Annotated in this window: 14 protein-coding genes; 8 read left to right on the forward strand and 6 right to left on the reverse strand. The window is 65.1% G+C overall.

Going from position 1 to position 11739, the window contains the following annotated elements:
• Window positions 1-392: 392 nt before the first annotated feature.
• Complete coding sequence (locus tag VML93_RS37360; protein ID WP_325618735.1) at window positions 393-1001, forward strand: sigma-70 family RNA polymerase sigma factor; 609 nt, start codon at window positions 393-395, stop codon at window positions 999-1001.
• A 48-nt stretch (window positions 1002-1049) separates the two neighbouring features.
• On the opposite strand, the gene VML93_RS37365 is transcribed toward VML93_RS37360, so the two are convergent.
• The 6 genes from VML93_RS37365 to VML93_RS37390 all read right to left on the reverse strand — a co-directional run bounded on the left by VML93_RS37365 (window position 1050) and on the right by VML93_RS37390 (window position 6141).
• On the reverse strand, window positions 1050-1694 hold the full coding sequence (locus tag VML93_RS37365) for a response regulator (protein WP_414686550.1): 645 nt from the start codon (window positions 1692-1694) through the stop codon (window positions 1050-1052).
• A gap of 378 nt (window positions 1695-2072) precedes the next feature.
• Window positions 2073-2237, reverse strand: coding sequence for a cutinase family protein (locus VML93_RS37370; protein ID WP_414686551.1), 165 nt, complete (start codon window positions 2235-2237; stop codon window positions 2073-2075).
• Between the two features lie 560 nt (window positions 2238-2797).
• The gene (rfbC, locus tag VML93_RS37375) at window positions 2798-3406 is read right to left on the reverse strand and encodes a dTDP-4-dehydrorhamnose 3,5-epimerase (RefSeq protein WP_325618739.1); all 609 of its coding nucleotides are present in this window, start codon (window positions 3404-3406) and stop codon (window positions 2798-2800) included.
• Window positions 3407-4402, reverse strand: a complete 996-nt coding sequence (rfbB, locus tag VML93_RS37380) for a dTDP-glucose 4,6-dehydratase (protein WP_325618741.1) — start codon at window positions 4400-4402, stop codon at window positions 3407-3409.
• A gap of 21 nt (window positions 4403-4423) precedes the next feature.
• The gene (locus VML93_RS37385; RefSeq protein ID WP_325618743.1) at window positions 4424-5272 is read right to left on the reverse strand and encodes an LLM class F420-dependent oxidoreductase; all 849 of its coding nucleotides are present in this window, start codon (window positions 5270-5272) and stop codon (window positions 4424-4426) included.
• 20 nt (window positions 5273-5292) lie between these two features.
• Window positions 5293-6141 (reverse strand): LLM class F420-dependent oxidoreductase, encoded by an 849-nt coding sequence (locus tag VML93_RS37390; protein ID WP_325618745.1) that lies wholly within the window; start codon window positions 6139-6141, stop codon window positions 5293-5295.
• A gap of 125 nt (window positions 6142-6266) precedes the next feature.
• Here VML93_RS37390 and VML93_RS37395 point away from each other — a divergent pair, with 125 nt between their 5' ends.
• The 7 genes from VML93_RS37395 to VML93_RS37425 form a co-directional block, all read left to right on the forward strand.
• Complete coding sequence (locus tag VML93_RS37395; protein WP_325618747.1) at window positions 6267-8447, forward strand: serine/threonine-protein kinase PknD; 2181 nt, start codon at window positions 6267-6269, stop codon at window positions 8445-8447.
• A 222-nt stretch (window positions 8448-8669) separates the two neighbouring features.
• The gene (gene infA, locus VML93_RS37400; RefSeq protein ID WP_003418601.1) at window positions 8670-8891 is read left to right on the forward strand and encodes a translation initiation factor IF-1; all 222 of its coding nucleotides are present in this window, start codon (window positions 8670-8672) and stop codon (window positions 8889-8891) included.
• Window positions 8892-8925: 34 nt separating this feature from the next.
• Window positions 8926-9039, forward strand: a complete 114-nt coding sequence (rpmJ, locus tag VML93_RS37405) for a 50S ribosomal protein L36 (protein WP_003879483.1) — start codon at window positions 8926-8928, stop codon at window positions 9037-9039.
• A 231-nt stretch (window positions 9040-9270) separates the two neighbouring features.
• Window positions 9271-9645 carry a 30S ribosomal protein S13 gene (rpsM, locus tag VML93_RS37410; protein WP_067235322.1) on the forward strand — a complete coding sequence of 125 codons (375 nt, stop codon included), beginning with the start codon at window positions 9271-9273 and terminating at the stop codon, window positions 9643-9645.
• Window positions 9646-9649: 4 nt separating this feature from the next.
• Window positions 9650-10063, forward strand: a complete 414-nt coding sequence (gene rpsK, locus VML93_RS37415) for a 30S ribosomal protein S11 (RefSeq protein WP_067378322.1) — start codon at window positions 9650-9652, stop codon at window positions 10061-10063.
• A 22-nt stretch (window positions 10064-10085) separates the two neighbouring features.
• Window positions 10086-10691 carry a 30S ribosomal protein S4 gene (gene rpsD, locus VML93_RS37420; RefSeq protein ID WP_325618753.1) on the forward strand — a complete coding sequence of 202 codons (606 nt, stop codon included), beginning with the start codon at window positions 10086-10088 and terminating at the stop codon, window positions 10689-10691.
• A gap of 127 nt (window positions 10692-10818) precedes the next feature.
• Window positions 10819-11739, forward strand: a 921-nt coding sequence (locus tag VML93_RS37425; protein ID WP_325618755.1) for a DNA-directed RNA polymerase subunit alpha, incomplete at its 3' end; no start/stop codon positions are given.

An 11739-nucleotide genomic window follows, 5' to 3' on the forward strand; every position in this document is an offset into this window, starting at 1 on the left:
AAGTTGCGACCGCTACCACGTGAATGCCCTGATGCTCGAGCAACTGCGACGCCGCATCGAGGAAATCGCGATTGTCGTCGACAATCACGCAACGGGTCCGCTCAGCTCTCACCAGTTAAGTGTGGGGTAGCGGTGGACCGATGGCATGCAGGCTAGCAGGAAAACTTGCCGAGTCGGGAAGGTTCGGCCGGCGTCGAATATCCCGCCGGGAGGCGGACTGCCGGTCTGAGCTGCTCGTTTGCTGACAGCTAACCGCTAACTGGAAAGCCCGGACTGGTGCTGACGGGAACCTTCGACGGTTGTTAGCGGTGCAGACGTGGGCCAGTCCAGCCGCAATCGTAAGCCATGGAGCCAGACAGGCACCGTCAGCGCGATACGTCGAGAGGTGCATCATGACCCTGCCAGTGGAATTAACTGCCGACGCGGACCCAACAGCCGGGTTCGAACGCCGAGTCGCACCGCTAATCGGCGACTTGCACCGGCAGGCGATGCGGATGACGCGGCATCACGCCGACGCCGAAGATCTCGTCCAGGACACACTGGCGAAAGCGTTTGCCGGCTTTGACTCCTTCCGGCCAGACAGCAACATCCACGCCTGGCTGCACCGAATACTGGTCAACACTCACATAAGCAATTGCCGCAAAAATCAGCGGCGCCCAGTGCAACACCTGGCCGCGGAAATCACGGATCTACAACTGGTAACCGGTGCCCCCTATGCGGCCACGCGAATGCCGTCGGCGGAAGATCAAGCGCTGAAAAGCTTTGGTGACCAAGATGTTATCGCCGCGATGCGCGCGCTGCCGGAGCAGTTCCGCATCACGGTGTACTACGCGGACGTCCATGGGCTCCCGTGCAGGGAAATCGCCGCAGTAATGGAAACGCCTATTGGAACCGTGGTGTCGCGCCTGCACCGCGGGCGGCGCCACCTTCGCCGTCTGCTGACCGAGGCATCTCGGAGCCAGGGCTATCACATCCCAGAGAAGTTGGCACAGACGGCGTGAGGTGTGTGTGCAGAGTCGTCGTCGCCACTGACAGCGCTCGCCTGCGGGTCACCGGGAGTCGAGAAAGGTGATGACCGCGCGCACGCGCCGATGATCGTCGTCGGTCTCCGATAGGCCGAGCTTGGTGAGAATGCTGCGGACGTGCTTTTCGACCGTGCCCTCAGTCACCCAGAGCCTCCGCGCGATGCCGGCATTGGAGCGGCCCTCGGCCATCAACCCCAGCACCTCCAGCTCGCGCGGCGACAGTACTGCCAGCGGATCGTTACGGCGCCGTCCGGACACCAGCTCCTGCACCACCGCGGGGTCGACCACCGACGCGCCTTTTGCTACCCGCTGCAGGGTGTCGACAAAATCTGCGACATCGGTGACCCGGCTCTTGAGTAGGTACCCGATACCGCCGCCGCTGGCCAACAGCTCCATCGCATGCTCGACGTCGACATACGCAGAGAGCACCAGAATCCCGGTGTCCGGCCGTTCCTGGCGGATCACCCGGGCGGCCTCTAGGCCCTCGGTGGTGTGGGTGGGCGGCATCCGGATATCCACCACCACCACATCGGGATTGGTTTCGCGCACCAACGCCAGTAGCTCGACAGCATTGCCGACCTGGCCGACCACGGTGAAGCCGGAGCGGTCCAGCAGGCTGGCCAAACCTTCGCGCAATAGGGTTTCGTCGTCGGCCACCACCGCTCGCAGCGGGGCCGGCGCCGTGCCTGACTCGGCGGTGCTTGTTTCCGTCGTCAACGCCTTGTCCTCCCAGGTTGCTGCTGGAGGAACCATACCGCGCAGGCGGGAACCGGGACGCAGTCGCGCGACAACGTCGGGCGGCACCGGTATCCGCTGTCTAGCCGTCACCCATGACGGTAGGCCGCCAGCAGACGTACCGGGGGCGCGAGAAAGAGCATCGTGACTGCAGGCGCCGAGCCGCTCGGCAACCGCCGAGAATCATCCCCGTCAAGCAGCTACTGCGCCGGATGCAGTTCGCTGGCGACGGCGAGCAGTGCGACGTCGCGACTACTGCGCCGTCACTCTCCCGCTGTCTCGATCGCGTTCGTGCCGGACGCTGAGTCATATTCAGCCCTTCAGCCGGCGGGCGACGAATTCGGCTGCCTGCGTAGCCATTCCAGATTCAACGTAAACGCGGTGCGCCGCGACGTCACCGCCACTGGAGCACACCGGATCCGCACCATTGCACAGGTCGATCGCTTTAAAGCCGAATACCGGGCTCAGCGCGGTCAGCGGGCCCCCGCGCGGTTAGAGGGGTTGCCGAAAACGGCCACCGCCGCGACCCCCCGCGTAGCCGGACCTCCGCCTGAATCCGCAGACGGTACCGCCGGCGCGATCAGCATCGCGGAGGTCAGGGCAGCGGCAATGCCGACAGAAAGCCCAGCCAAGCTATTTCTCATCACGCACGCCCTCCTGCTGTGTAACGGCTAACACCGTCAAGCATCGGCTGGCCGTGTCGAAAATCGTCAGCGTTAGCACCCAGAGTTGTTTGGCGCCAGCGGGAATCATGAAAATCAGCGGGCTCAGCGGTCGATCGCTGCCGTCGGAATGACAGTCATTGTCCTATCGCGAGAGTCCGTCATATACAACAAGTCCCCTCTGGGACTGAGCGAAAGCGCGGCCGGATGCGCGCCCGCGTCGACAGTGCCCACGACGGAGTGTCGACGACGGCTTTGGTGCCGCCATGGCCATCAGCGTCACGACCAGCAGCCGCGACGTACAACCAACGATCGTCCCGGCTTAACGCGCGACGATGCCGTGTGCCGACGAGTGGATGAAAGCTGCTGGCGCCGTCAGGTACGACGCAACGTGTCGATGAACGCCTGGGTCTGCTGCCAGTCCGGCAACAAGCCCGCGGAGCGCACCTGCTCAAGCGAAGGAGCGGCGGCGTCGCGGTCTGACATGCTGGGGCCGGCACCGTCGACCAGTGGCCACTCGATTGCCAGGGCCGGATCCGTGGCGCAGATGGTGTGCTCGCGCTGCGGGTTGTACTCCGACGAGCACAGGTACATCACCGTCGAATTATCTTGCAGCGCAAGGAATCCATGCGCCAGGCCTTCGGAGATGTAGATCGTCTTGCGGTCGGTGGCATCGAGCAGCACCGAGGCCCAGCGGCCGAACGTCGGTGAACCCAACCGGATGTCGACGACAACGTCGAACACCGAGCCGGACACGCAGGTCACGTACTTCGCCTGGCTGGGCGGCAGTTGTGCGAAGTGCAGGCCACGCAGCACCCCCGCCGCTGACACCGAGCAGTTTGCTTGTCGGACGTCCAGTCGGTGACCGGCGAATGCGCTGAATTCGCGGTCGGTGAGCCATTCGAAGAAGAGCCCGCGGGAATCGCCGTGGATGGCGGGGGTGATCTCCCAGGCGCCCTCGATGCCGAGTTCGCGAACCTCCATCTACTGGCCGCGTTCTTCGTAGCGTGCCTCCGCCGCGTCCTTCAACGGACGCCACCAGGATTCGTTGCCGCGATACCAGTCGATGGTCGCGCGCAAACCCTCGTCGAAGTCAGTATGCTTTGGGGCCCAGCATAATTCGTCGTAGAGTGTGGTCGGATCGATGGCGTAGCGCAGATCGTGGCCGACCCGGTCGGTGACGTGGTCGAAGTCGTCGGCATCCCGGTCCATCATCTTCAGCAGGGTCCGCAGTACGGTCAGATTGTCGCGTTCGCCCTCGGTGCTGACGAGGTAGGTCCGGCCGATCTGGCCCTTGTCGAGGATCCGCCAGACCGCGCTGCTGTGGTCGTCGACGTGGATCCAGTCGCGCACGTTGGCGCCGCTGCCGTACAGCTTGGGCCGCCGGCCGGTGAGCACGTTGGTGATCTGGCGCGGGATGAACTTCTCGACGTGTTGGTAGGGGCCGTAGTTGTTGGAGCAGTTGGAGATCGTCGCGCGGACCCCGTACGACCGCACCCAGGCCCGGACCAGCATGTCGGCGGCCGCTTTGGTCGCCGAGTACGGACTCGACGGGTTGTAGGGCGTGGATTCGGTGAACCGTTGCGGGTCATCGAGCTCGAGGTCGCCGTAGACCTCGTCGGTGGAGATGTGGTGTAGCCGCACGCCGTGGCGTCGTACCGCCTCCAGGATGGTGAAGGTCCCGACCACGTTGGTGTGCAGGAACGGCTCGGGGTTGTCCAGCGCGTTGTCCACGTGGCTTTCGGCGGCGAAATGTACGACCGCGTCGGACTCGGCGATCAGCCGGTCAACCAGCTCGAGGTCGGTGATATCGCCCTCGACCAGCCGGATGGCGTCGTCGACGTCGGCCAGCGACTCGCGCCTGCCGGCGTACGTCATCGCGTCGAGCACCGTCACCGCCACGCCGGGGTGCTCCCGTACGGTGCTGTGCACGAAATTGGCGCCGATGAAACCGGCGCCGCCAGTGACCAGCAGCCGCATGGTCAAGACCCTAGCCGAGCCCTAACCGAACAACGGGCCCGCCAGTTCCTTCAGCACCGACACCAGGTTGTCCTGGTCCGAGCCGCCCAGCACCTGGATCGCCACGTGGTCGGCGCCGGCGTCCAGATGCTCGCCCAGGCGTTCGGCGATGGCCGCTGGGGTGCCGTAGGCCACCACCGCGTCGATCAGCCTGTCGCTGCCCGGCTTGCGTACGTCGTCCTCGGTGAACCCCAGCCGCAGCCAGTTGTTCACGTAGTTGCTCAGGCCCAGATAGAAGTCGACGAGCTGGCGTCCGGCGGCGCGGGCTTCGTCGCGGTCGGTGGTGAGCACCACCTTGTGCTCCGGCGCCAAGTACACCGAGTTCCCCACCAGCTCGCGCGCCTTGGCCGTGTGCTCGGGCGTGGTGAGGTACGGATGAGCGCCGGCGCTGCGTTCCGCGGACAGCCGCAACACCTTGGGGCCCAGCGCCGCAAGCACCCGACGGCTGGTCGGGACCATCGCGGCGTCGAGTTCGTCGAGGTAGCCGACCAACGCCTCGTAGGGCTTTCGGTACTGCTGGGTGTGCTCGGCGTGACCCACCCCGACACCGAGCAGAAACCTTCCCGGGTAAGCACTTTCGATGCGGTGATAGGACTCCGCGACGGCCGCTGCGGGCGCCGACCAGACGTTGACGATCCCGGTCGCCAGTTGCAACGACGTGGTCTGCGCGAACGCCGGCTCCGCCCAAGCCAGCTCCGCGGCCGGTGACATCCCGATCCATGCCGCGCCGTAGCCCAGTGATTCGATCTGCGCCGCCAGTTCGGGAGTGATCGCGCCCAGCCATACACCGAATCGCCCCAAGTCGGGTTTGAGTGAAACTGACTCAGTCACCGGACCGGTATACCCGTTGCTCACGAATTCAGACCGAGTGGTCCCGCCAACTCGGCCAGTGCGGGGACCAGGTCCTCATTCTTGGTCAGGACCTGGACCGCGACATGGTCTGCGCCGGCATCGAGGTGCTCTTTGAGCCGGGCCGCGATCGCGTCGTGTGTGCCGTAGGCGACCACCGCGTCGACCAGACGGTCACTGCCCGGCCGGGCGACATCGTCGTCGGTGAAGCCCAGGCGTTTCCAGCTGTTCAGGTAGTTGGCGAGGTTGAGATAGATGTCGAGAGCCTTGCGTCCGACGGCCCGGGCCTGGTCGGCGTCCGTGGTCAGCACCACTTTGTGTTCGGGCGCCAGAAACGCCGACGGGCCGATCAGCTCGCGGGCCTGTGCGGTGTGCTCCGGAGTGGTCAGGTACGGGTGCGCCCCGGCGCTGCGCTGCGCGGAGAGTTTGAGGACCCGCGGACCCAGCGCCGCGACCACGCGGCGGTTGGCGGGCACGCCGTAGTCGTCGAGCTGGTCGAGGTATTCCGTCAGCGCGTCATAGGGCTTGCGGTATTCGGTGGTTGCCTCGGGATGGCCGACGCCGATACCCAGCAGAAAGCGGCCCGGGTATGCGTTGTCGATCCGGTGGAACGACTCGGCGACCGGCTTGGCGGCCGCCGACCAGATGTTCACGATCCCGGTGGCCACCTGCAACGTCATCGTCGCCTCGAGAATGGGCTCCACCCAGGCCAGTTCGGCGGGCGGTGAGCCGCCCACCCAGACGGCGCCGTAGCCGAGGGCCTCGATTTCTTTGGCTTGCTGGGGTGTTACGCCGCGTCCGAACGATCCGAACCGGCCTAGATTGGGCTTGCTGGCGTGAGCATCGGTCATGAAAGCTCCAACCTGTGGGCTGACGTGCCCTATTCCTGATTTGTCGGACGGCCGAATAATTGGCGCTTACTTCAGTGAGACCAACAAGTGAATTAGCGAATTCGGAGCGCCCGGATAAGCCGGCCGTGCGGTATGGAGCCGAGTTGCGGGCATCAGGGCGACTCACCGCAGCGGGTAAAGACCTGCCACCATTGTTGTTGGCGCGTTATGGTGCTGAGCAGTTGCCGTGGGAGGGCTCGTTGCAGGGAGATTCGTTCGGAACCTACCAGCTGATCGAGTTGTTGGGTCGCGGTGGCATGGGCGAGGTGTGGCGGGCGCACGACACCGTGATCGACCGGGTCGTGGCGATCAAGATACTGCCTGCCGAGATTTCCCGCGACGAGGTGTTCCAGCAGCGGTTTCGTCGCGAAGCACATGCGGCTGCACGATTGAACAGTCCGCACATCGTGCCGATTCACACCCACGGGGAAATCGACGGACGGCTGTTCGTGGATATGCGGCTGGTCGAGGGCCGAAACCTACAGTCCATGCTCGACTCCGGCCCGCTGCCGCCGCCGCGCGCGGTGCGCATCGTCGAGCAGATCGCCAAGGCTCTGCAGTCCGCACACAAGGTCGGGCTGTTGCACCGGGATGTCAAGCCGTCCAACGTGTTGATCGACGAGGACGACTACGCCTACCTGATCGATTTCGGAATCGCCCTCCCGGCGGGCGAGCGCGGATTGACCACCGCCGGCGACGTCATCGGGACCTTCCATTACATGGCCCCGGAACGGTTCAAAACCCAGGAGCCCGGCGCCCCTCCGATCGACGCCCGCTCGGATATCTACGCGTTGGCGTGTGTGCTCTACGAGTGCTTGACAGCCGAGCACGCATACCCCGGCGACAGCCTGGAGCAGCAGATCGGCAACCACCTCGTCAGTCCGCCGCCGCGGCCGTCGAAGATCAACCCTGCGCTGCCACGAGGCTTCGACGCGGTCATCGGCAGGGGCATGGCCAAAAAGCCCACCGACCGCTTCGAGAGCGCCGTGGAGTTGGCGCGGGCCGCCCGCGAAGCGCTCAGCACACCCCCGTCGACGCAACAGGCGCGCAAGCCCACGGGCCCGTATCACATGCCGCCGGCGCGGGTTGCGAACTACGGCCGTAGGCAGGCCGCGCCACCGCAGCCCCCACCCCCGCAGCCACCGCCCCCGCCACCGGTTACGGCGCCCCCGCAGAACGCACCACCGAAGAACGCCTCCACTGCAGACACCGTCCAGCAGCGGCTGTTCAAAGCGGACTTGGCGCAGCGGCGAGAACCTCCCCCGGCCGTTCCCCGGCAAGAACCCGACGTCGTCACCCGGCGCGAGCCTCCAGCCGTTCCTCCCCGCCGGGAGCCTCTGGCTGACTGCCCACCCGTTGCGCCCCGACCGCCGCCGTCGTCTCCCACCCGGCAGCGACCCGTTCCGCCGTGGTGGCGCCGCAAGAGCGTCGTCATCTCGGGCACGGCCCTGCTGACCGTCGCCGCCGTTGTGGTTACGACCATGGCCGTCCTCGGCGATCACCGTCCGAAACACGAAGATTCCCGACAGACGACGCTGCCCTTCACCGGGCTGCATGGGCCGCAAGGGCTGACGGTGGATAAGGGCGGCACGGTGTACGTCGCCGACACCCTGCACAACAAGATCTTGTCGTTGCCCCCGGGCTCGACCACCCCGACTGTGCTCCCGTTCGACGGCCTGAGCTTCCCGACCGGTGTGACCACAGACAACACCGGTGCCGTCTACGTCAACGACGCCGGCAACAAGCGGGTGGTGGTCATTCCCGCCGGCGCCAAAACGCAGAACCAACTGGCCTTCACCGATCTGGGCAACCCGACCGGGCTGACGGTGGACAGTGCCCACACCGTCTACGTCACCGACACCGCCAAGAATCGGGTGGTTGCCCTGGAGGCGGGCACCAACAGGCAGTACGAAATACCCTTCACCGGCCTCAGCGCGCCAACCGGTTTGACGCTGGCCAACAGTGGAACGTTCTATGTCGCCGACGGCGGCAACCATCGGGTGCTGTCATTGCCCCCGGGCTCAAGTCAAACCGCGTTGCCCTTCGTCGGCCTCAGCGACCCGGGCGGTGTGACGCTGGACAGCGAGGGCGCGGTGTACGTCACCAGCTCGAACAATAAGGTGCTGAAACTTCCCGCCGGCTCGACTCAACAAGTCGAGTTGCCCTTCACCGGGTTGGACTATCCGTGGGGCTTGGCGGTCGACGGCGACGGCACGGTTTACGTCGCCGGCCAGAACAACAAGATCGTGGCGCTGCGGCAAAAGTAGGGGTCACGCTGCAGAGCCCCAGCCTGCGGCACATTTTTGCGCCGACTACGGCGATGCGAGTAAGGTGGGACAACGGTGCGGCGTCTCGTGCCGACTCTCGGCGTGCCCAGTTCTGAAATTTCTTCCCGGGAATTTCCTCCACCGGCTCACGTTTTGTAGTCGGGACGCGTGCTGCGTCCGACCAGGTGTATTGACGAAGGAAGAGAAGGTCGCCGGAAAGTAATGGCCAAGAAGGACGGTGCCATCGAGGTCGAGGGTCGCGTGGTCGAGCCTCTGCCCAATGCGATGTTCCGCATTGAGCTGGAGAACGGCCACAAGGTTCTCGCCCATATCAGCGGCAAGATGCGGCAGCACTACATCCGCATCCTGCCCGAGGACCGGGTGGTGGTGGAGTTGTCTCCCTACGACCTGTCCCGGGGCCGCATCGTGTACCGGTACAAGTAACTAGAACACCCATAAGAACAGGACCGAGACTGCCGTGAAGGTGAACCCGAGCGTCAAGCCGATCTGTGACAAGTGCAGGGTGATCCGTCGGCATGGGCGGGTCATGGTGATCTGCTCCGACCCGCGCCACAAGCAGAGGCAAGGCTAGTTCGGCGACGATACGGGCCGCGAAGCGGCTCGAGGAGGAGTCGGACAATCAAGGCTAGTCAGGGCTTCCGCCCTGCCCTACACAACTGAATGCAGACCTCCCAGCACCAATGAGCGGCTGGCATCTTGAGAGATGGGCCGGCTCATCCACGCCCGGACGGAGGCCGGGCCCCGCAGCTAGTCGGGAACGGACTGGGAAAAGACCTCCGCTGAGAAAGAGGAAACGCCACCTATGGCTCGACTAGTAGGCGTCGATCTGCCGCGCGACAAGCGGATGGAGATCGCGCTGACTTACATCTTCGGCATCGGCCGTACCCGCTCGAACGAGATCCTGGCGGCCACTGGTATCGACAAGGATCTGCGCACCAGGGATCTCACGGATGACCAGCTGACCCATCTGCGTGACTACATCGAAGCCAACCTGAAGGTGGAGGGTGACCTGCGCCGCGAGGTGCAGGCCGACATTCGTCGCAAGATCGAGATCGGTTGCTACCAGGGCCTGCGGCACCGCCGCGGCCTGCCGGTCCGCGGCCAGCGGACCAAGACCAACGCGCGGACCCGTAAAGGCCCCAAGCGCACCATCGCAGGCAAGAAGAAGGCCAGGTAACCGGATGCCACCCGCAAAGAAAGCCGCAGCCGCCAAAAAGGGACAGAAGACCCGGCGGCGGGAAAAGAAGAACGTCCCGCACGGTGCTGCCCATATCAAGAGCACCTTCAACAACACGATCGTGACGATCACCGACCCGCAGGGCAACGTCATCGCCTGGGCGTCGTCGGGCCACGTCGGCTTCAAGGGATCCCGGAAATCGACCCCGTTCGCCGCCCAGCTTGCCGCCGAGAACGCTGCGCGCAAGGCCCAGGAGCACGGGGTGCGCAAGGTCGACGTGTTCGTGAAGGGCCCGGGTTCTGGCCGGGAGACCGCGATCCGGTCGCTGCAGGCCGCCGGCCTGGAGGTCGGCGCGATCTCCGACGTCACACCCCAGCCGCACAACGGCGTCCGCCCGCCCAAGCGACGCAGGGTCTAGAAGGGGCTAGGAGGACTTACCAATGGCTCGTTACACCGGACCCGTTACCCGCAAATCGCGCCGGCTACGCACCGACCTCGTCGGTGGCGACCAGGCCTTCGAGAAGCGTCCCTACCCGCCCGGCCAGCACGGCCGCGCCCGGATCAAGGAAAGCGAATATCTCCTGCAGCTGCAGGAGAAGCAGAAGGCCCGCTTCACCTACGGCGTGATGGAAAAGCAGTTCCGTCGCTACTACGAAGAGGCCGTTCGGCAGCCCGGCAAGACGGGTGAGGAACTGCTGAAGATCCTGGAAAGCCGGCTGGACAACGTCGTGTACCGCGCCGGCCTGGCGCGTACCCGCCGGATGGCGCGCCAGCTCGTCAGCCACGGGCACTTCAGTGTCAACGGCGTGCACGTCAACGTCCCGAGCTACCGGGTGTCGCAGTACGACATCATCGACGTGCGGGACACGTCGCTGAACACCGTGCCGTTCCAGATCGCGCGGGAGACGGCGGGTGACCGCCCGCTTCCGAGCTGGTTGCAGGTGGTCGGGGAGCGTCAGCGCATCCTGATCCACCAGCTGCCCGAGCGGACACAGATCGACGTGCCGCTCACCGAGCAGCTGATCGTCGAGTACTACTCGAAGTAAAGTTTCCTGCGCCGCCGGCGCAGGAACGCGGTGATCGCAAGCGCGGCGGAGCCGGGCGCAGCGGGTCGCCGCGGAAGAATGAAGCGGCATCAAATAGCGGGTGCCGAGAAGGAGAAATGAAACACCAATGCTGATCTCACAGCGCCCCACACTGGCCGAGGAAATCCTCACCGACAACCGGTCGCAGTTCGTCATCGAACCGCTGGAGCCGGGATTCGGTTACACCCTGGGCAATTCGCTGCGCCGCACCCTGCTGTCGTCGATTCCCGGCGCGGCGGTCACCAGCATTCGCATCGACGGCGTGCTGCACGAGTTCACCACCGTGCCCGGCGTCAAAGAAGATGTCACCGACATCATCTTGAACCTCAAGGGCTTGGTCGTGTCCTCGGAAGAGGACGAGCCGGTCACGATGTACCTGCGCAAGCAGGGCCCGGGTGAGGTCACCGCGGGTGACATCGTTCCGCCGGCCGGCGTGACCGTGCACAACCCCGGCATGCACATCGCGACGCTGAACGACAAGGGCAAACTGGAAGTCGAGCTGGTCGTCGAGCGTGGCCGCGGTTACGTCCCGGCCGTGCAGAACCGGGCTTCGGGTGCCGAAATCGGCCGCATCCCAGTCGATTCCATCTACTCCCCGGTGCTCAAGGTCACCTACAAGGTGGACGCCACCCGTGTCGAGCAGCGCACCGACTTCGACAAGCTGATCCTGGACGTGGAGACCAAGAGTTCGATCACCCCCCGCGACGCGCTGGCTTCCGCGGGTAAGACGTTGGTCGAGTTGTTCGGTCTGGCACGCGAACTCAACGTCGAAGCCGAGGGCATCGAGATCGGGCCGTCGCCGGCCGAGGCCGACCACATCGCCTCGTTTGCGCTGCCCATAGATGACCTGGATCTGACTGTCCGCTCATACAACTGCCTCAAGCGCGAGGGTGTGCACACCGTCGGAGAGTTGGTGTCGCGCACCGAGTCCGACCTGCTGGACATCCGCAACTTCGGTCAGAAGTCCATCGACGAGGTGAAGGTCAAGCTGCACCAGCTGGGCCTGTCG

Origin of the sequence: Mycobacterium sp. (assembly GCF_035499775.1) — a bacterium.
Classification (GTDB): Bacteria; Actinomycetota; Actinomycetes; order Mycobacteriales; family Mycobacteriaceae; genus Mycobacterium.